Source organism: Veillonella parvula (genome assembly GCF_042850485.1).
Taxonomy (GTDB): Bacteria; Bacillota; Negativicutes; order Veillonellales; family Veillonellaceae; genus Veillonella; species Veillonella parvula_Q.
On the sequence record NZ_AP031417.1, the window covers coordinates 196,464 to 217,470 of the forward strand.

Annotated in this window: 18 protein-coding genes and 1 tRNA gene; 18 read left to right on the forward strand and 1 reads right to left on the reverse strand. The window is 40.4% G+C overall.

Annotated features, from left to right (window positions below; genetic code table 11):
- The first annotated feature begins 109 nt into the window (after nucleotides 1-109).
- The 15 genes from cysK (at nucleotide 110) to dcuC (ending at nucleotide 16,204) form a co-directional block, all read left to right on the forward strand.
- Nucleotides 110-1,024: a cysteine synthase A gene (gene cysK, locus ACGHIY_RS00745; protein WP_123138344.1), complete on the forward strand. Its 915-nt coding sequence runs from the start codon at nucleotides 110-112 to the stop codon at nucleotides 1,022-1,024.
- Between the two features lie 163 nt (nucleotides 1,025-1,187).
- Nucleotides 1,188-1,799, forward strand: a complete 612-nt coding sequence (gene epsC / locus ACGHIY_RS00750) for a serine O-acetyltransferase EpsC (RefSeq protein WP_120055854.1) — start codon at nucleotides 1,188-1,190, stop codon at nucleotides 1,797-1,799.
- 402 nt (nucleotides 1,800-2,201) lie between these two features.
- A complete protein-coding gene (locus tag ACGHIY_RS00755) occupies nucleotides 2,202-2,636 on the forward strand; it encodes a DNA starvation/stationary phase protection protein (RefSeq protein ID WP_004697769.1) in 435 nt (144 codons plus the stop codon).
- A gap of 50 nt (nucleotides 2,637-2,686) precedes the next feature.
- A tRNA-Ser gene (locus ACGHIY_RS00760) sits at nucleotides 2,687-2,777 on the forward strand.
- Nucleotides 2,778-2,987: 210 nt separating this feature from the next.
- Nucleotides 2,988-3,737 carry a hypothetical protein gene (locus tag ACGHIY_RS00765; protein ID WP_120055852.1) on the forward strand — a complete coding sequence of 250 codons (750 nt, stop codon included), beginning with the start codon at nucleotides 2,988-2,990 and terminating at the stop codon, nucleotides 3,735-3,737.
- A 19-nt stretch (nucleotides 3,738-3,756) separates the two neighbouring features.
- Nucleotides 3,757-5,016, forward strand: coding sequence for an Nramp family divalent metal transporter (locus ACGHIY_RS00770; RefSeq protein ID WP_118091105.1), 1,260 nt, complete (start codon nucleotides 3,757-3,759; stop codon nucleotides 5,014-5,016).
- A gap of 322 nt (nucleotides 5,017-5,338) precedes the next feature.
- Nucleotides 5,339-5,941 carry a hypothetical protein gene (locus ACGHIY_RS00775; RefSeq protein ID WP_287517362.1) on the forward strand — a complete coding sequence of 201 codons (603 nt, stop codon included), beginning with the start codon at nucleotides 5,339-5,341 and terminating at the stop codon, nucleotides 5,939-5,941.
- A complete protein-coding gene (locus ACGHIY_RS00780; RefSeq protein WP_120055848.1) occupies nucleotides 5,919-6,665 on the forward strand; it encodes a YaaA family protein in 747 nt (248 codons plus the stop codon). The genes ACGHIY_RS00775 and ACGHIY_RS00780 overlap by 23 nt, the downstream gene beginning before the upstream one ends.
- A gap of 4 nt (nucleotides 6,666-6,669) precedes the next feature.
- A complete protein-coding gene (gene hydE / locus ACGHIY_RS00785) occupies nucleotides 6,670-7,788 on the forward strand; it encodes a [FeFe] hydrogenase H-cluster radical SAM maturase HydE (protein ID WP_215676241.1) in 1,119 nt (372 codons plus the stop codon).
- A 402-nt stretch (nucleotides 7,789-8,190) separates the two neighbouring features.
- Nucleotides 8,191-10,257, forward strand: a complete 2,067-nt coding sequence (fusA, locus tag ACGHIY_RS00790) for an elongation factor G (protein ID WP_287517361.1) — start codon at nucleotides 8,191-8,193, stop codon at nucleotides 10,255-10,257.
- A gap of 282 nt (nucleotides 10,258-10,539) precedes the next feature.
- On the forward strand, nucleotides 10,540-11,016 hold the full coding sequence (locus tag ACGHIY_RS00795; protein WP_123138348.1) for a YhcH/YjgK/YiaL family protein: 477 nt from the start codon (nucleotides 10,540-10,542) through the stop codon (nucleotides 11,014-11,016).
- Between the two features lies 1 nt (nucleotide 11,017).
- A complete protein-coding gene (locus ACGHIY_RS00800) occupies nucleotides 11,018-11,962 on the forward strand; it encodes a DMT family transporter (RefSeq protein ID WP_287517360.1) in 945 nt (314 codons plus the stop codon).
- Nucleotides 11,963-12,132: 170 nt separating this feature from the next.
- Nucleotides 12,133-13,428, forward strand: a complete 1,296-nt coding sequence (locus ACGHIY_RS00805; RefSeq protein WP_278467109.1) for an amidohydrolase — start codon at nucleotides 12,133-12,135, stop codon at nucleotides 13,426-13,428.
- A 62-nt stretch (nucleotides 13,429-13,490) separates the two neighbouring features.
- Nucleotides 13,491-14,735 carry a M20 family metallo-hydrolase gene (locus ACGHIY_RS00810; RefSeq protein WP_287517358.1) on the forward strand — a complete coding sequence of 415 codons (1,245 nt, stop codon included), beginning with the start codon at nucleotides 13,491-13,493 and terminating at the stop codon, nucleotides 14,733-14,735.
- Nucleotides 14,736-14,950: 215 nt separating this feature from the next.
- Nucleotides 14,951-16,204 carry a C4-dicarboxylate transporter DcuC gene (gene dcuC / locus ACGHIY_RS00815; protein WP_287517356.1) on the forward strand — a complete coding sequence of 418 codons (1,254 nt, stop codon included), beginning with the start codon at nucleotides 14,951-14,953 and terminating at the stop codon, nucleotides 16,202-16,204.
- Nucleotides 16,205-16,327: 123 nt separating this feature from the next.
- Here dcuC and ACGHIY_RS00820 read toward each other — a convergent pair whose 3' ends face one another.
- Complete coding sequence (locus ACGHIY_RS00820; protein WP_287517355.1) at nucleotides 16,328-17,506, reverse strand: MFS transporter; 1,179 nt, start codon at nucleotides 17,504-17,506, stop codon at nucleotides 16,328-16,330.
- Nucleotides 17,507-17,942: 436 nt separating this feature from the next.
- Here ACGHIY_RS00820 and ACGHIY_RS00825 point away from each other — a divergent pair, with 436 nt between their 5' ends.
- The 3 genes from ACGHIY_RS00825 to ACGHIY_RS00835 all read left to right on the forward strand — a co-directional run bounded on the left by ACGHIY_RS00825 (nucleotide 17,943) and on the right by ACGHIY_RS00835 (nucleotide 20,931).
- Nucleotides 17,943-18,416 carry a hypothetical protein gene (locus tag ACGHIY_RS00825; protein WP_287517354.1) on the forward strand — a complete coding sequence of 158 codons (474 nt, stop codon included), beginning with the start codon at nucleotides 17,943-17,945 and terminating at the stop codon, nucleotides 18,414-18,416.
- Nucleotides 18,417-18,895: 479 nt separating this feature from the next.
- On the forward strand, nucleotides 18,896-20,365 hold the full coding sequence (locus tag ACGHIY_RS00830; protein ID WP_287517353.1) for an anthranilate synthase component I family protein: 1,470 nt from the start codon (nucleotides 18,896-18,898) through the stop codon (nucleotides 20,363-20,365).
- On the forward strand, nucleotides 20,365-20,931 hold the full coding sequence (locus ACGHIY_RS00835) for an aminodeoxychorismate/anthranilate synthase component II (RefSeq protein WP_119206233.1): 567 nt from the start codon (nucleotides 20,365-20,367) through the stop codon (nucleotides 20,929-20,931). The genes ACGHIY_RS00830 and ACGHIY_RS00835 overlap by 1 nt, the downstream gene beginning before the upstream one ends.
- Nucleotides 20,932-21,007 lie beyond the last annotated feature (76 nt).

A 21,007-nucleotide genomic window follows, 5' to 3' on the forward strand; every position in this document is an offset into this window, starting at 1 on the left:
CATAAACGGTTATACCCCGTATATGGTGAATAACAAGGTGCAATATAATATCGTCCTTGGGATGTTCCTAAGGGCGATTTTTATCATCTATCGCTAGAGGGAGGATTAGATGAGTATAGTAACAAGCCAAACAATTGAACTTATTGGTAAAACACCGATATATCAATTGCCAAATACCAATATTTATGTAAAGCTTGAAAAATATAATGTAGGTGGTTCTGTAAAAGACCGTGCCGTACTCGGTATGTTACAAGCTGCAAAAGAGCAAGGTCGCATCCATGAGGATAGCATCATTGTAGAAGCCACAAGTGGTAATACGGGGATCGCTCTTGCTATGGTAGGCGCTATTCTACATATTAAAACAGTGATTATCATGCCTGAAAGTATGAGTAAAGAACGCCGTGAGCTTATCAAGGCGTATGGGGCGCAGCTCATCTTAACACCAAAAGAAACAGGTATGAAGGGGGCTCTTGAGCGGGCCAATGAAATTTTAGAGAAGTATCCAAATGCTTTCACCTTGGGCCAATTCGTAAATCCTGCAAACCCAGATATGCATTACCGCACGACGGGTACTGAAATTGTAGAACAAGTGCCGAATGTCGATGTATTTGTAGCGGGTATCGGCACGGGTGGTACTTTCACAGGCGTTACGAGACGATTGAAAGAACATAATCCTAATCTAAAAGCCATTGCTGTAGAGCCAACGGGATCTCCTGCTATTACCGAAGGTAAGGGCGGCCCTCACAAAATACAAGGTATTGGGGCTGGTTTCATTCCTGAAAACTTTGACCAAATATTGATGGATGGCGTGCAAACGGTAAGTGACGAAGAAGCTTTTAGCGAGGTGCAAACCTTTATGCGTGAAAGTGGTATCTCTATTGGCCTTTCCGCGGGGGCGGCCATTGTAGCGGCAAAACGCATGGCTCGTGAGTTACCTAAGGCGAATATCGTTGTTATTGCACCTGATGGGGTAGAGAAATATTTATCCCTCTTGGACTTTGGCAACAACGAATACGTTAAATAATAGATTTCAAATAGATACAATACTGAATTTTAGATTGGTAAAAGAATAGGTTCTATATAGATATAAAGCCTTATATATAGGAATATAGACCAAATATGTTGTATACTAGATATATCTATATTTTTGTAGAATGTTAAGTAGAGTTATTTGAGATGGAGTCACTATGATGCAAGGTTTGCGCAAATTATGGGGCAAAATTCAATATAATATTAAGCGCGTAATGGATTCTGACCCAGCTGCCACAAGTGTATGGATGGTTATATGGACATATCCTCATATTACGGCTTTGTTCTGGCACTTCTTTGCCCACCGTTTATATAAGGCGGGGTGGCCCATCTTGGCTCGTCGTGTGGCTCTCCATTCTCGGCATGTGACGGGCATTGAAATCCATCCAGGTGCGACGATTGGTCGCGGTCTCTTTATCGATCACGGTATGGGGGTTGTTATTGGTGAAACGGCTATTGTAGGCGATAATGTAACCTTGTTCCATCAAGTAACACTAGGTGGGATGTCTTCTAAAAAGGTAAAGCGCCATCCGACCATTGAAGATGATGTACTCATCGGTACGGGTACAAAAATCTTAGGGGATATTACGATTGGGGCGCGCACGAAGATCGGTTGTAATCTCGTTATTAAACATGATATTCCTAAGGATATGGTAATCTTTGAAACAGATCCAGAAAATATGTATGTCCGTAAACCTAGTCGTAATGCAACTGCTGCACAAGCAGAGGAGAAGAAAATTCCTGATAATTACATAGAATACTATATTTAATATAAAAATGTATTTAATATATACTCATTTTAATATAGAGTCATATTGAATATAGAATCATACAAGCCTCTAATTATTAGATTAACTAGTAGTTAGAGGTTTTTATGATTCGTAGAAATATGATTCTATGAATTATTGGATTTAGATTTGGTATGGATTGTATTGTATTGGATTGGATTGGGGATATGTTTGATTTAGTATGGTTATAATGTTTTCATTAAACTTTTATACAAAAATATCTATTCATATATTGACATGGAAAATCATTATTGGTAAAATATAAATATAATCAATATTGATTATAAATTAAATAAACGAATTGATGGCGTAGAAGCCAACTGTGTTTGTTCTGCTTTTAGAATAAACTATAATTGAGAATTAAGTGAAAAAAGGAGTTTTATTATGAAAAACGTACAACAAGTAAATCAATATTTAGCAGATCTTTCCGTATGGAATGTAAAATTACATAACCTACACTTCAATGTAACTGGTCCGCAATTCAAATCTATTCATGAATACTTGGAATCCATTTATGATGAAGCCTTTGAATACTTTGATGCCGTAGCAGAACATGTGAAAATGCAAGGTCAATTTCCGTTGGTAAATTCTGCAGAATACGCAAAATTGACTAAAATCGAAGAATTGGGACAAGAAGACATTCCTCAAGCAAAGGTAATTGATATCCTTCTTAAGGATTTTAAATACATGAATGATCAAGCTGTAGCAATTCGTGCAGCAGCTGATGAAGAAGGTGATTTCTTGCTCGTAAGCATGATGGAAGATCACGTTGCATACTATGTAAAACAGATCTGGTTCATCGAATCTATGCTGAAATAAGACGATTGACAATGCCTTATTGGGTATGATATGATTACCCAGTAAAGCATGGAGGATTACTCAAGAGGCTGAAGAGGACGGTTTGCTAAATCGTTAGGGCGGGTTACCGTCGCTAGGGTTCGAATCCCTAATCCTCCGCCATGTAAAGACCTCACATCACTCGATGTGGGGTCTTTTTGTATAATATAGTGATTTATTATATTATTTATATAGGCCTAATTTGTGAGGATTCGAGTGAGTCCAAGGCCTTATTAGTATTGAATGACACAGGTGTGTAAGGTTATAGAGTTGACGTATGTCTAGGGGTTTCATATAATAGATTGTATAAAATGTAATTTTAAGGAGACTCTTATGAATACAAAACATACACGTCAAATGAATCGTATCCGTCGAGCGTTAGGCATTAGTGCATTATGCCTTGTTGCGTCTGTTGGGTTTAGTCATGCTGAAAGTATTGCCATCCCAAGTGCACGTCCTATGGTGGATGGCGTAAGTGCTGATGTAGAGGCTGTTAGTAGTTCTAGTAAAGGACAACAGCATGTGAACTCAGATGTTATTACGCCTAATGATTGGACATATACAGCGTTACAAAGGCTCATTAAACATGGTGCTATTACAGATACTCACGGATTTACTTTTGATGGTGCTAGCTACACAAAGGATGAGCTTATGCCGCTTATCGATGAGGTAGTCACAAAACGTGAGCAAATGAACGACAATGATCGAGAGTATGCATTGCGTATTTACCAAGAAAATATGCGTGATGTAATGGATTACCGTATTGCTCGCGATAAAAAAGCTACTGATGAGCGCCGTCAAAAACTAGATGAAAAGCGTGCTGAAAGGGCTAAAAAATCTGGTAAGACCTATCAAGTATCCAAGGATCAACAAGAGGCCCTTGATAAGGCTGGCGATGAAGTAGCAAAACCGGAAGAACGGGCTTTAACAGATGAACAGATCAAAGATAAAATGAAGAAATTTAAAATTGATGATTCTCGCGTTAAGGTAAATAATCAAGTGCGTATTCGTTACGCTGATTCCAAGGATAAAAAGTCTAAAACAGATGCTCGTATGCAGACGGAGATGACGTTCACTCTATAACTCTTGGTAAGGGGTTATAATGATTGATTTTTTAAAGAAACAATTGTTTACTGTCCATCAAAACGGTAAGCAACAGGTAAGTGATGTCTTTAAATATATAGGACCTGGTATAATCGTAACCGTTGGATTTATCGATCCAGGCAACTGGGCCGCTAACTTGGCAGCTGGAGCCAGTTATGGTTACGAATTATTGTGGGTAGTCACACTATCTACGATTATGCTCATTTTATTACAGCATAATGTGGCACATTTAGGCATTGTACGCGGTCAATGCTTGTCGGAATGTGCCTATGAATTCTTACCGCGTTATGCATCTCGCTTTGTGCTTAGCACGGCAGGAATTGCGGCGGCAGCGACGGCCTTGGCTGAGTTTATTGGTGCCGCTATCGCCTTGAAGATGCTCTTTGGTATTCCTATCTTGATAGGCAGTAGTCTGACGGCTCTTATCTGTACGGTCATGCTCATTACGAACTCCTATCGTAAATTAGAGCGAATCATTGCTGGCTTTGTGTCCCTCATCGCGTTGGCGTACCTCGTTGAGGTAAATATGGTCAATGTGGATTGGGCAGCGGCTGGTATCGGTTGGGTGGATCCTAATATTCCTAATACATCGATGCTCGTTATTTTGAGTATATTAGGGGCCGTAATTATGCCTCACAACTTGTTTTTACACTCTGAAATCATCCAAAGTCGCCAGTTTAATACACAAGACCCAGCGATTATGAAACGGCAGTTGCGCTATGAATTCCTCGATACTTTGTTATCTATGGGGATTGGGTGGATGATTAACTCCGCCATGATTATATTGGCGGCGGCTGTCTTCTTTGCTCATGGAATTGAAGTAACAGAGCTTGAACAGGCTGAAGAGTTGTTGCGACCACTCATTGGACCCGCAGCGGGTATTATTTTTGCAATAGCATTGTTATTTGCAGGTTTTGCCTCATCCGCTACGGCAGGTATGGCGGGGGCAAGTATCTTTGCAGGAATGTTTGGCGAGTCTTACGATATGAAAGACTTCCATACGCGATTAGGCTTGGCACTAACATATGTTCCAGCATTATTGTTGATCGTGTTTATTACAGATTCCTTCCAAGCATTATTGTTCTCTCAAATGTTCTTGAGCTTGCAATTACCAATCACCATCTTCTTGCAACTTTACATGACGAGTAGCCGCAAGGTCATGGGAGAATACGCAAACCGTAAATTTACAAATATTCTCTTATGGAGCATAGGTATCATCGTTACGATCATGAATATCTACTTATTGATTGTAGGCTAATAGAATATTCTTTGTTAGTTACCAAAAGGTTTATTATAAAATCATAATTAGAATACAGCATTAGAGTACAATATTAGAGTATAATATTAGAGTACAACATTAGAATACAAAATTAAAATGCAAAGGACCGCTATGGCGGTCCTTTTGTCATGTTACTAACGTATCTATTATGTGAAAAGCGTATCTTTGAATACCCAAGAGGGGTATAAAATATGGTACAATTAAGAATAGTATTATATAAGAATAATATTTTTAAGGATAATATAATATCTGTTGGGAGTATTCCTTAGCAGTGTGATATATGGAAAACTAGGAGGCCCTAATGGCAAAGGAAATCAACGTACAAGAGACAATACAATCTGATTTTAGTGTTGTGGTTAACGACATTGCTGAAGAGTTATTGACGCGCCTCAATATGGATGAGGATGGTTCTGTTATCGATATGTTCCAAACAGGCTCTTTTGATCCTTGGCAGTTATTTGTATTTTTTGGCGCTTTAGAAAAAGCTCTTATTGAGTTCAGAACGGATAAACGTAAGAAAACAGTTATCGTTCATGCACAACCTGAGGCTTTTATCGGCATTGGCCGCGTAGTGACACCTGTATCTACTATGCTTGAGCATGTATTGATGTCTCGTTTAAACGACATGAGCGAAGGCCGCTTGGAAACAGGCATGCTCACAGTATCTGCTGAAAGCATCGATTACGAAGGTGTAAATCTTAAAGGTCGTCACGTGGTTATCGTATGTGATCTTGTAGATGAAGATTCTAATTATCTCAAAGAATGCATTAAATTATGTAAAGAATTGAAAGCAAGCCACGTAGTGGCGGTGCCTCTCATGTTGTGGAACCCTGAATTGATCGACAATTTGACAGAGGAATCTATTAAGGCGGAATTATCCCATGAAAATCGTCCTCTCTCCTAGTAAGACAAAAACGATTGCCGATGTTGCTAGCAACGCTGAGGCAGTACATCATGCAGTCCGAGACGGCCAATTTCAGCCGAACATCACGAAAGAAATTGTAACACATGTACAATCCCTTGATGTAATAGCTCTTGGAAAGGCGCTAAAGCTAAAGGCTGATAAGGCGCAAGCTCTTTTTGATTTTTATCAGTCCTTTGAGGCTCATCCCGTAGGTCGTGCCTGTGAAAGTTATGATGGCATTGCTTTCAAATATTTGGACTGGTCGAACTTATCTGATGAAGCCAAGACCTTTGGTGAAAGCCATCTCGTTGTGCTGTCTGCATTATACGGCATTGTTGAACCTAATATGGGAGTGCGCGACTATCGACTCGATATGGTCGATAAGGTGGGCATTAATCTATACGATACATGGCGTGATGCGGTGGATGTATACTTTTACAAGGAAGATTGGATTCTAAACCTAGCCTCTAAAGAATATGCAAAAATGGTGAATCATCCAAAGGTGGTAACCGTTGAATTTTGGGAATTACGGGGCGATACGTTTAAGCAGATGAGTACGTCCTCCAAAATGAGTCGCGGTGTGATGGCTCATGAATGTTTAACTCGACAAGTGAAACATGTGCGGGACTTGCCGCGCGAAGTCAATGGATTTATTTGTGTTTCTGACATTGAATCCATTACCATACCAAGCGAATCGATGACGGTTCGTTACGAAAGGAAGTGATTGTTTGCAAGTGCAAGACATTCTTGCAAAAGACCTCGTCGGTGATGAATGGCTGACCGAGGAGGAATTGCGATTTCTCATGTCTGTAACTGATGAAGAACAGTTGCAGTTGATATATAAAAAGGCCTACGAAGTGAAGGCAAAATATGTAAAGCCTGTAGCATACTATCGCGGCCTCATTGAGTTCTCGAACCGATGCATTAAGAATTGTAATTACTGTGGCATCCGTCGTGAAAACGATAAGACGGAACGCTTTGATATGAATCGCGAAGATATCATCAAGATGGCACAGTGGGCATACGATCATGAATATGGTTCCATTACACTCCAATCTGGTGAACGCTGTGATGATGCCTTTGTGGACTATGTTGTGGATTTAATTCGCGACATTAAAGCCATTGGCGATGGTTCTCTAGGCATTACAATGTGCGTAGGGGAACAAAGCGAAGAGGTGTACCGCCGCATGCGTGAAGCTGGTGCGAGTCGTTATTTATTACGCATTGAAACAACCAATACAGATTTATACCATAAGATTCATCCTCGTGATGAATTGCACTCCTTTGAGACGCGCGTAGAATGCTTACGTCGTTTGCGCCGCGTAGGCTTCCAAGTAGGTACAGGCGTTATGATTGGCCTACCTGGTCAAACAGAAGAAGATCTTGTGAATGATATCTTGTTCTATCGCGATATGGATATCGACATGATCGGCATGGGCCCTTATGTGGTGCATCATGATACGCCTTTAGGCCAAGAAGCGTTAGCGATGGGCATTGATGATGAAGTAGGTAAATTGCGCCGCGTTCAACTAGGGCTCAAGATGATTGCCTTAACACGTTTATTTTTGAAAGACGTAAACATTGCGGCAACTACTGCCTTACAAGCACTAGATAAACTAGGCCGTGAAAAAGGTTTAGCCGCAGGTGCAAATATCCTAATGCCTATTATTACCATTCCTGAACACCGTGCGAAATATTTGCTATACGATAATAAACCTTGCGTGGACGACAATGCAGAACAATGTAAAGACTGCTTGACGCGCCGCGTAATGTCTATCGGTGATACAGTGGGTTGGAAACAAAATGGGGACTCTAAACACTACGGCAAACGGACGGGAGAATTTTAGTATTCTATGTTCGAACTAAATTATTTAGTTGACTATATCTTTGTCCTTAGTATTGCCTATATATAGATGGGGCCCCGTTACATAACGACAACTTAATTAAAAAAGACGGTCTATACTTGCTTGCTCCTCGTTCCTAATGTCGCTACACAAGTACAGACCGTCTTTTTTATAACTTTGTGAGGGCACTAGTCCCATCTATATATAGGATATACCGATAAAGTCTTATTAATAATTTAATTAAGTTTAGGATCTATATAGGAATACTAAAATTTTCGTTATAATTTAGTCTTATTATATAATCCTTTTTTTCTAAGAAATTTTTCTCAGAAAAAGAGGATTTTTTTATTGTAGTGTCGAAATGTATTAGCAAAGCCGTAATTTGCCAGTAAGGAGGCGATTCCAATGAAAGAGTACAGTAGTGATAAAATTAGAAACGTTGCTGTTGTTTCCCACGATGGTGCGGGTAAAACAGCTCTTGTTGAATCCTTGTTGTTAACTTCTGGTGCGGTTGATTTCGTAGGTAAAGGTCAAGATAATAAACATATTATGGACTTTGAACCGGAAGAAATTAAACGTAATGTAACTATTCAATTGGGCATGGCGCCATGTGAGTGGCATGACCATAAGGTTAACTTCATAGACACTCCAGGCTATAACGAATTCCATGGCGAAGTTCGTGCCGCTTTGCGTGCTTGTGATGGTATGTTGATGGTGCTATCCTCCACATCTGGTGTAGAAACTGACACAGTTCGCGCATGGGATTATGCAGTTGAATTACAAATGCCTCGCATGGCATTTATCAATAAAATGGATGTCGATGGTGCTGACTTCTTTGGCACTATTGAAAGAATGCGGGAATTATTTGGCAAAGGCATTATGCCATTGCAGATTCCTATCGGTGAAGGTGCCGATTTTGAAGGCGTTGTAGACGTAGCGAAAATGACCGCGTTTACTTATAAGGACGGCCAACCAACAGAGGTCGCTGTACCAGCTCACCTTATCGAAAAGGCTCAAGAAATTCGGGAAATGACCGTAGAAGCCGCGGCTGAAGGTAGCGATGAGTTGTTGGAAAAATATTTAGAAGGCGAAGAATTATCCTTAGAGGAAATCCGCCAAGGCTTGCGTGAAGGGATGATTAGTGGCCGTGTGTGCCCAATCATGTGTGGCAGTGCCACATCTCGTATTGGCTTAGATCAAGTATTGGATCGTATGATCCGTTACATGCCGGATGCAACTAAAAAAGTGATGACCGCAACTGATGCGGAAACCGGCGAACAATGTGTTGTACATGTAGATAAACCATTAACTGCATTCGTATTTAAAACATTGTTAGACCCATTCGCAGGCAAACAAAGCTTTGTACGTATCTTCTCTGGTGAACTGAAAGAAGGCGATCGCCTTTATGATGTAAACCAAGGTGTAGAAGAAAAATGGGGCAAGATGGTTACCCTTATCGGGAAGCAACAAATCCCTGTATCTGCTGCAAAAGCTGGCGATATCGTAGTGATACCGAAATTGGCTAATGCTAAGACCGGTGATACATTAACGGCTCCTGACTTTAAAGTGACATACGATGCTATCCGTTTTCCTCAACCTCTATACACTGTGGCTATGGAGCCAGTGAAAAAAGGTGAGGAGGAAAAATTAGCTAGTGCTGTTCTTAAAGTGGCAGAAGAAGATCCTACTTGCGTAGTAGTGAAAAATGCTGAAGCTCGCCAATTACAAATTGATTGTATGGGCGAAGTACATCTTGAGCATATCCTCAATAAAATGGACCGTAAATACGGCGTACAAGCTAAACTTGTGGCTCCATATATTCCATACCGCGAAACCATTAAAGGCTCTGCTGAAACCGAGTCTAAGTATAAGAAACAAAGTGGCGGTCATGGTCAATATGGTCACGTTAAGATTCAAGTGGATCCATTATATGATGGTAGCGAATTTGCATTCGTAGACAAAATTTTTGGTGGTGCTGTACCTAAACAATACATACCAGCAGTGGAAAAGGGTGCCAAAGAAACCCTAGATAAAGGCCTAATTGCAGGATATCCTATGATTGGCGTGCAAGTGACACTCTTGGATGGATCTTACCACAGCGTAGACTCCTCAGAGTTAGCATTTAAAGTAGCTACGTCACAGGCTATCAAGGATGTGATTCCTAAGGCGAAACCAGTCCTATTAGAACCAATCTATGAAGTCAACGTGTTTGCGCCAGATTCTTTCATGGGCGACATCATGGGTGATTTGAATAGCCGTCGAGGTCGTGTATTAGGCATGGAACAAAGTGAAAGAACCGGTATTTCCGTTGTTAAAGCACAAGTACCATTGGCTGAAATGTCCGATTATGTGACTGCATTGCGCTCCATTACACAAGGACAAGGCGTATTTAACCGTCAGTTCTATACCTATGAAGAGGTTCCACATAAGCAAGCGGAAGAAATTATCGCTGCTCATAAAACCCAAGAATAAGGTAATGGCCACATGCTGTATTTAATACAGTTTGAATCACTACAACTGAATAGACAATTGCATAATGTAACAATTTAATACTGTAACAATTTCATAGTGTAATAATTGACGTAAGTCATAAATTTGAATAGTATTTTACTGAGGCCCTCCATATATGTAGCGTATGGAGGGCTTTTACATAAGAGAATAGCTAGTCCTTTATGTATATATGTGCTAACATAAAAGGTAATATAATTGGTTTATTGTGGTGCCATATCCATAGATATTGTGAAAGGATTGTGTATGTTTTTCTCTAGTATTACCGCAGATTATACAAAAATGGGCTATCCTAAAGCCATCGTGCGTGCTTTAGATTTCTTGAAAAACACAGATTTGAAAGCGTTGCCTGGAGGGCGTCATGCCATCGAGGGTGACATGATGTATGCCAACGTAGATGATGTAGAAACAAAACTATTTGAAGCTACAAAACCAGAATCGCATCGTAATTATGTAGATATTCAATTTATGGTGAGCGGCGAGGAAAACATGGGCTTTTTCGTAGATAAAGGTCTCGTTAAACCTGTGGAGTCCTATCCGGAGCGAGATTGCTATTTCTATTCTAATGAAGCCGTTGATGAAGGGCAAATCCATTGCCCAGAAGGGTACTATACTGTATTCTTCCCCGCTGATGTTCATCGACCCTTACTCGCCGTAAACGATAAACCTATCAAAATCCGTAAGGTGGTTGTGAAAGTTCACGTATCTTTGCTCGGTGACTAGCATGAAACAATATGAAGTTATTGGTGTTATTATAACTCTATTAGGCGCTGTTTTATGGGGTGTATCTGGTGCATCCGTACAGTTCTTAAGCAATTTTAGAGATATGAATTTGGAATGGCTAGTAACTATGCGATTGATTACAGCAGGTTTACTAACTGTTATTTATGCATGGTTTAGATTTGGAAACTCTATCTTTAATGTATTTCATAGTGTAAAGGATACGCTAGGGCTCATTGTTTTTGGCGTATTTGGAATGGCATTATGCCAATATACATATTTCAGATCCATTGCTTTAGCTGGAGCTGGCATTGCAACGGTATTACAATATCTGGCGCCGTCTATGATTATTATTTACCTGCTGGTACGCTATGGTAAACGACCATCCAAAGGTGAGATGGTTTCTGTTATACTGGCTTTAGTGGGGACTATTTGTTTAATGGGAAATGATGATGGCCTTTCTATTGAAAGCTTCCCTTTAATGGTTCTCGTATGGGGGCTTTTATCTGCTGTGGGTGTAGCCGTATATAGCATTTCTCCCGTTGATTTACTCAACAAATATGGCACATTGCCTATTGTAGGATTCGGAATGCTTATTAGCGGTATTGTTGCGGCTATATTATTCCATCAACCAAATTCTTATGCGACGTGGGATGTATGGACTGTAATTGGTTGTTTCAATGTTATATTCCTTGGTACGATCGTATCTTTTAATGCCTATTTAGAAGGGGTTAAAAGAATTGGGGCCGTACCAGGATCTATTTTGTCATCTATTGAACCTATTTCGGCGGCTTTCTTTGGGTGGGCTTTTTTAGGAAATGAATTTAGCCTATTGGGGCTAATTGGTATGGCTATGATTATTGCCACCGTTATTATCATTGCCTGGGATAGACAACGAACTATTAAACGAGAAGTGCTGGCAAAACTGAATAAAACAATATTAGAATAAATTGATAAGCACACATATATCACAGAAACCGTTTTGTGGTATATGTGTTTTTTGTTATAACATACAATTATATTTTAGATACTGTATACATGCTCCATTTAGTTGACTATTTACCTATCTATTCATATAGTAAATGTATACAGGATTATTAGTTTGTTACGGAGGTAGTTATGTCTGTAAAAGATTTTGTGCAACAACGGCGCGATGCGTTAATCGCTATGCGTCGAGATTTTCATATGTACCCTGAACCTGCTTGGCTTGAGTATCGCTCTGCTGCGAAGGTAGCGGATAGGCTTATCTCCTTGGGCTATGATGTGGCATTAGGGGCAGATGTACTCGATTTAGACTCTCGTATGGGCTTACCTAGTGATGAGGTCATGAAAGCTGCTATGGATCGAGCCATCGAAGAAGGTGCAAATCTTGAGCTTGTAGAAAAGATGGGCTATGGTAAAACGGCCATTGTTGCAACTATGAACTTCGGTGGTGAAGGCTCTGTAGTAGCATTTCGTGTAGACATGGACTCTAACGATGTCATCGAAGCTAAAGAGGATAACCATGTGCCTACAAAGAAAGGATTCCGTTCTTGTCACGATAAAGCGATGCACGCCTGTGGTCATGATGCACATATGACGATGGGGTTAGGTCTTGCCGAATACTTGGCTACTCACAAGGATGAATTCAAAGGCACAATTAAACTTATCTTCCAACCAGCAGAGGAAGGTGTACGTGGTGCTAAAGCGATGGCGGAAGCAGGCGTAGTAGATGATGTAGATTTGATGTTCGGCATGCATATTGGGTTTAACGAAAAATTATCCAATTGCTTTGCATGTAGTGATCATGGCTTCTTAGCCACTACAAAACTTGATGCGGTATTCCACGGTTATTCTGCTCATGCTGGTGGCTCCCCTGAAAAGGCACAAAATGCAATGCTCGCCGGCTGTACAGCGGTTCTTAACTTACAAGCCATCGCTCGTCATAGTCAAGGGGCTTCTCGCATGAATGTAGGTGTTTTTGAAAGCGGTACAGGTCGCAATGTGACGCCTGATGTGGCAGTTCTTAAACTAGAAACTCGTGGTGCTACGACAGAAATTAATGATTACATGATTGAACGGTCGAAGACTATTATTAAAGGTGCTGCAGAAATGCATGATTGTACCTTTGAAATTACAAAACAAGGAGAAACTCCGGCAGGTCGCATCAGCGATGATTTAGCTCGTGAAGTACAAGCTATCGTGGAACCACTTGGGATCTTTAAAGAGGTTCCCTTCGATTACAGCGGTGGCGGTAGTGAAGACTGTGCGTACTTCTTGAATCGTGTCATCGATCGCGGTGGTAGAGCGACCTATATGGTTGTGGGATCTGCCATTAAAGCACCGCATCACAATCCGCTCTTTGATATCGATGAAGAAGATATGCTAAATGGTATCGTTGCATTAGGTACCATTGCTGCTCACTATTTAAAATAGGCTTTATGTACTAGCACCATATGGTTTGTCAGTAATTATTGTAATAGATTGTGAGGTGTTACATGATTCAACGAGAGCGATTAGTTAAGGATTTTGAGGCTATGGCTCAATTGACGGCACCTGTTGAGGGCATTAATCGCCTTGCTTTCACCGATGCAGATTGGGCAGGACGGCAATATATTATAGACCGCATGACTGATGCGGGTTTATCCATTGAAATAGACGATTTTGGTAATGTCATTGGCTATAAGAGTGGGAAGAAACCAGAGTTACCCGTTGTCATGGTGGGTTCTCATACGGATAGCGTGCCCAATGGAGGCAATTATGATGGTGTGGTCGGCGTGTTATCTGCCATTGAAGTAATTCGTAGCATGATCGATGATGGCTATGAACATGATCATACTATTGCTGTAGTGGACTTCATGTGTGAAGAGTCCGGTCGCTTTGGGAATGCTACACTAGGCAGTAAGGCTATGCGTGGTGAATTAACAGTACAAGACTTACACCGATTGGTGGATAAACAAGGAATTTCCTTGTATGAAGCCTTGAAAGGTCGTAATTTAAACCCTGATGGGATTGAAATAATGAAATATAAACGACCTGTAAAGTCTTTCACAGAAATTCATATCGAGCAGGGCAAGGTGCTGGAGCACGAACGGAAAACGATTGGCATTGTGACTGGTATTGCAGCACCAGAGAGATTCTATGTGACCATTCGGGGCAATGCCGACCATAGTGGCGCTACGCCGATGAACTTGCGTCATGATGCTCTGTGTGGGGCCTCAAAAATCATCCTTGGCATCGAGGAGATTGCATCCATGCAAGAGGAACCACCCGTGGTGGGCACTGTTGGTGTTGTAGAGGTTACGCCTGGTGCGATGAATGTCATTCCTGGAGCTGTAAAGCTAGGGGTAGACATTCGCAGCATATCTAAGGCAGCTCGCGATTCTGTAGTCACTCTTGTTAAGGAATTTATCGACATTACTGCCGAAAAACGGGGATTATCGTATACAATTGAAACAATTGCACAGGACCAACCGGTGGAGATGCACCCGGCGATGATTCGAGAAATCGAAGAGGCCGTTAAGTCTGTCGGTGTAGAGTACATGACCATGCCGAGCGGTGCCGGTCACGATGCAATGCATTGGGCGGAAGTGGTTCCGACGGGAATGATCTTTATTCCATGTCGTGACGGCATCAGTCATAATCCTGCAGAATTTGCTGAAATGGATGATATCGTAACGGGTGCGGACGTGCTTGATAAGGTACTTAGAAAACTTAGCTTGGAAGAAACAAAGCTTGTTTAAAATACTCCTTTATGTAGTTATGTAGTTATGTAGTTGTATAGTTATATGATTATACTGTATATCATTAAGTGGTTACTTTTACTATATTTTGGTCTATTAGGTGTAAGACATAGATAGGACTATGGTATTTAGTGTTGTTAGTTGTGTATTGGGTGTAAAGCGTTTATAGAGGGGATAAAGCTATCTTGCATCCTATGTACACGGATAGGAGAGTTATGGTTATTACAGGTATTGTTATCGTAGTAGCGACATTTATCGCTATTATTAAGCAGTTTGAAACGCGGCTCGTTTTACTATTATCGGGCTTACTAATGTGCCTTATTGGTGGGCAGCTTGGTGCTGGTACGACGGCCTTTGTGAAAGAACTTACGAATCCAGGCCTTGTACCGACAATCTGTACGGTGTTAGGTTTTAGCTATGTTATGGAATATACAAAATGTACGGAGCACATGGTGTATTTCATTTCTGCAGGACTCAAAAAGATGACGAAAATTATCATTCCTGCAGCCGTTATTATTACGTTTTTGATCAACATTGCATTACCGACTGCAGCCGGCTGTGCTGCAGCCGTAGGTGCGCTATTAATTCCGGCGTTAATTCGTTCTGGTGTGCATCCAGCGATGGCTGGTTCTGCTATCTTCTTAGGTACATGGGGTAGCTCCTTGAGTCCAGGCCTTATGTTCAATCCTCAAGTGGCACAACTGGCGGGTGTAGACGTAATGACAGTTATTGCCAGCTTCTCCATGCAAGCTATTATCGGTATCGTAGTGGCCGCTATTTTGCTTAATATTGTGGCTATTGTAAAAAAAGAACATACCGGGTATGTAATGAAAAACGATACTGTAGAGGAAGGCAAAGAGTTTAAAGTAAATTATTTCTATGCAATCATTCCCATTATTCCTCTTGTATTACTCGTACTTGGCAGTAAACAAGTAGCGGTGATTCCAGAAATCTCTGTCCCTGTATCTATGCTCATCGGTACTGCTATTGGTATCATTGCCGTGCGTCCTAATGTGGCAGAAGCTGTTAAAAAGTTCTTCCGCGGTACTGGCGATGGCATGTGCGATGTAGTAGGTCTTATGGCTGCTGCAGCGTGCTTCACAGCAGGTATGCAACACATCGGCCTTACAAGTGCACTCATCGATGGTATGAAGAACTCTCAACAAATCGCTCAAATCGGGGCAGCCTTTGGTCCATTCTTGTTGGCTGTTATCTCTGGTTCTGGTAATGCAGCAGCTCTTGCTTTTAATGGTGCTGTCACACCTCATGCAGCAGACTTTGGTTATGGCATTATGCAACTCGGTTCCATGGCTCAATTGGGTGCTGGTATCGGTCGTAGTATGAGCCCTGTAGCTGGTGCAGGTATCATCATCGCCGGCCTTGCAGGTATCAATCCTATGGAAATGGCGAAACGCAATGCCGTGCCTTGTATTATTGCGACAGTAGTTATCATGCTATTGTTACTCTAGTCTAATAAAACTATATTGTAAAAGAAAACCCTTCTAATACTGGTTAGATTAAGTCATATGCGTGAGTATATAACTTTTACTAATTAGATATATAGAAGGGTTTTGTTTTGCTTTGTATACGTGTTATTTGAGTTTAAAACCAATCCAGAGGGCAGAGATTATAAAGAGACCACCACTTACCCAGAACAAGGTAGTAAAACCTAGCCAAGCCATTAGGCTTGCACCACCGACAGCACCTAAGAAATAACCAAGAAATAAACTTGATTGGTTATAGGAGAATACTTGTCCCGTAAACTCACGAGGCGTTTTTGAAGAAAGATAGGTATTTAATGCCGGCAGCATACCACCTAGGCCGAAGCCTTGTAAAAATCGAATGAGTGCTAGTTGGTAAACATCAGTTACATAGGCTTGAGGAATGTTAAATAAGCCTACATAGATAAGAGATACGACTAATACTTTGCGAGGCCCAATTTTATCAACTAACTTACCGAGCGGTGAACTACTTATCAATTGAGCAATACCCATAGCTGAGAAGACAGCGCCTGCAATAAATGCTAGATTTTCAGTGTTACTCGGAACAATACCTTTGATATATACGGAGATAACAGGTTGTAAGGACATGATGCATATAGCATAAATAAATGATGCTATACACAATGCTACAATACTATTAAATTCAGGAATTTGTTCTTTTAGCTTGCTAATAGACAGTTTTTCAACATTAGGCTTTGGTACATAATTTTCATGGATAAATATAGTGGCTAATAATCCAGCTAAACCCATGAGTATACCAACCAAGATGAAGTCATTGCGAATACTTATGGTATCCGCAATATAACCACCTAATAAAGGGCCAATTAGAGAACCCGCTAGATTGGCCGAAGCTAATAGGCCAAGTGCCCAGCCAGTTCGTTCGATGGGGGACTCTGAGGCTATTAATGTAATGGTTGCAGAATAAAAACCACTCACTAAACCTTGTATGAGACGAATGATTACAACCCCTTCAGGTGTTGTTTGAAAGGCGAGCAATAAATTACATAAAGCCATACCAAAGCTAGATCGTATTAATGTGATTTTACGACCTTTTTTATCTGCTACACGCCCCCAAAAGGGTGCCACTAAACATACGATTAAATAGGTTGCACCAGTTGCTAAACCTGACCAGAGAGACATAGCCGATGGTGTTTGAACTCCTAAATCATGAAAATATAGTGGGAGAATAGGTGCTAATTGGCTCACCCCAAAGGATGTACAGAATACACATATTAAACTTATATACACCGTACGTTTCCAGGTTTCCAAAGTATCTCTCCTTCACTAGTCTTAGTACAATTTATAGTACCGGAAAAATAGTAATTCTATATCTTTTTGACTTCATCCCCAATATTAAGTCAGGAAGTTTGTCGTTTGCACTGGTATCTTGAATCCAGTAGTTGATGGATAAAATAAAACTTAGGCTCTCTTTTCCACAAAATAATCAGTGGGAACTGATAACATATGTAATTTCAGTATACTATTAGTGTTTAGAGGAAAACAATATTAGTAGATAAGATTTATATAAAACATTAATTACTATAATAGATAAGGAATCATGATAAAATGTTAGCAGAATTGGTTTCATATCTGAGAATTTATGAAGCGGCCTATATTTTACAACAATCAGGTTATAGACGAACGTTTGCATACAAAACTACATATGATTTTTCTGTAAGTTAGTTTTTTTATTGGAGTAAATATAATGTATAAATATATTGCTATACTTTTTTTGTTAGGTATAATAGTCTCACAGTCTTTATTAATCTTCATTAACTATGATTATAATAAATATTATACTTTTGGAAGATATAAATTGCATGCCAATCATACATTTGAAGATACGTGGCGGGATAATGGGTTTGAGCAAAATATTTATAGTTATAGCAAAGTAGGAGATAAGTTATATCTTTATGGAGAGTCTGGAATAACTATTATTACGATGAATGTTATAAATCCTAAAGTTATAAAGATTCCGAATGGAAGATATTATGACTTCGTTCAGACATATGGAAAGTTCAGTATATATACTAACTCATTAGAAGAATTATCTAACATATATGGGAATGATTTTATTGTTTTAAATCGCTTAGAAGAATTAGATAGTAATGACTACTCTATTGTCAAAGAACTTATTGAGCAAGGCAAGGATAAAGCAAAGAAATCATCCTTGTTTTGATGAATTATTAGCAATATATAGGATTGTATGCTAATAATATTTCCATAATAGAACAACAATCAGAAATTAAAACTTCTTGACTTTCATTCTATAGAAACATTATAATCAGATTATAATTTTATACTCGCCTGTTAGAAACCGATGAGGTGGAGATAAAAATAGGATATGCACTCACAGAGAGCGGGATTAGCTGAGAACCCGTAGTACGCAGCTTATTAAATGGACCACCGAGGGCGCATGGAAAAGAATGAACTTTCATTCCTAGTATGGTGCGACGTCACACGAGCGTTAATTGTGAGGGATATGTTAGTATCCTGCGAAAGGGGAATGCACTGCATTCAAACAAGGTGGTACCGCGATTTATAGCACAATACAAATATTTTCTAATAATTGTATAAGAATAGAACTATAAACTCGTCCTTGACGTTATATTGTCATGGGCGAGTTTTTTTATTGGCAAATGCCAGATGGAGGTTCTCATGATTTTCCCTTGTCTTGACCGTGTGAAAGCTATCGCACCGGGCTACGATATCGTGCCTGTATATATGGAAATTTTATCCGACGTACGCACACCGATTAGTGTGTTGAAAGCGTTAAAACAAGTGAGCAGTCATACGTACTTGCTTGAAAGTGCGGATAATAGTAATCATTGGGGCCGTTACTCCTTCTTGGGCTATGATCCTAAGATTGAGCTATTCTGCAAAAACCATAAAATGACCATCAAAGACGGTACAACACGTACCTTTGAGTGTTCTGATCCTGCCGCAGAGATTCGCAATATTTTGAGTCAATACAAGAGCCCACGTCTCGAGGAACTGCCAACTTTTACAGGTGGCTTTGTAGGGTACTTCGCTTGTGAGTATATTCGTTATATCGAGCCAACATTGGACTTCCCAACGCCAGATGATGATTCTGCGATGGTCAACGATGTAGACCTTATGCTCTTTGATAAGGTTATTGCATTCGACCATTACAAAAATAAAATCTATTTAATCGCTAACATCAGCACAAATGATTTGGAACGCAACTACAACAAGGCTGAGCTTGAATTGAAAACTCTTGCTGACCTCGTAGTGAACGGTAAAGAGGCTAACATTCCAAAATGCATCCTTAAAACAGAATTTACTTCAGAATTTACAAAGAACGAGTTTGAAGCAGTTGTTAAAAAAACGCAGCACTACATCAAGGAAGGGGATATCTTCCAATGTGTTGTATCTAACCGCCGCGAAGCCGAGTTTGAGGGGAGCTTGTTAAATGCATACCGAGTGTTACGTACCTTAAATCCATCACCGTATATGTTCTACCTATCTGGTGGCGATGTAGAGCTCACAGGTGCTTCTCCAGAAACCTTGGTGAAAATGACAGATGGTAAAATGTACACCTTCCCAATTGCAGGCACTATGCGCCGTGGTAAAAACGAAGCAGAGGACCTCGCTATTGAAGAAAAACTCATCAACGATGAAAAAGAGTTGGCTGAACATAACATGCTTGTTGACCTTGGGCGTAACGACTTAGGTAAAATTTCTAAATTCGGTTCTGTAAAAGTAGAGGCATTACATATGTTGCAACGTTTCTCCCATGTCATTCACATTACATCTACTGTAAGCGGCGAGATTCAAGACGGCAAAGATGCACTCGATGCTATCGGTGCTACACTGCCAGCAGGCACCTTGTCTGGTGCTCCTAAGATTCGTGCTATCGAAATTTTACACGAACTTGAAAAAAGCCCACGCGGCGTATACGGTGGCGCCGTAGGTTACATCGATTTCTCTGGTAACATGGACGTATGTATCGGCATTCGCATGGCCATGAATAAAGGCGGCAAGGTCTATGTTCGCGCTGGTGCAGGTATCGTTCGAGATAGTGTTCCTGAAAGTGAATACAACGAGACCTTGATAAAAGGTCAATCCATGATTTCCGCAATTACAAATGCACAGGAGGTAGAATAATGGTACTCCTTATAGATAATTACGATAGCTTCTCCTTCAATTTATACCAATTAGTAGGCTCTATCGATCCAGATATTAAAGTCATCCGCAGTGATGAATTAACAGTTGAAGAAATCCGCGCTTTAAAACCAGACTATGTAATACTTTCACCAGGACCTGGCAGACCAGCTGATGCGGGCGTATATGAAGACCTATTGCGCGAATGCAAAGGTGAATTCCCAATCCTCGGCGTATGCCTAGGTCACCAAGCCATCGGCGAAGTATTCGGCGGCACAGTTTCCTACGCAAAACAAGTTATGCACGGTAAACAAAGCGTAGCAAAACAAGTACACCCATCCAAAATCCTAAAAGGCGTACCAGAACAATTTGAAGTGGCTCGCTACCACTCCTTGGCGATTATTGACGAAACCATGCCAAGCGAACTCATCGTTACATCCATTACAGACGACGGCGAAGTAATGAGCGTAGAACACAAAGACTATCCAATCTACGGCGTACAATTCCATCCGGAATCCATCATGACACCGAACGGGGAACAAATGATTCGCAATTTCCTAGAAAAATAGCTACTGTCTAATTTAGGTATTCGAGGGGCTATTTTTAAGTATTAACACGTTGAGGCAAAAATAAGGTCTCTCGGAA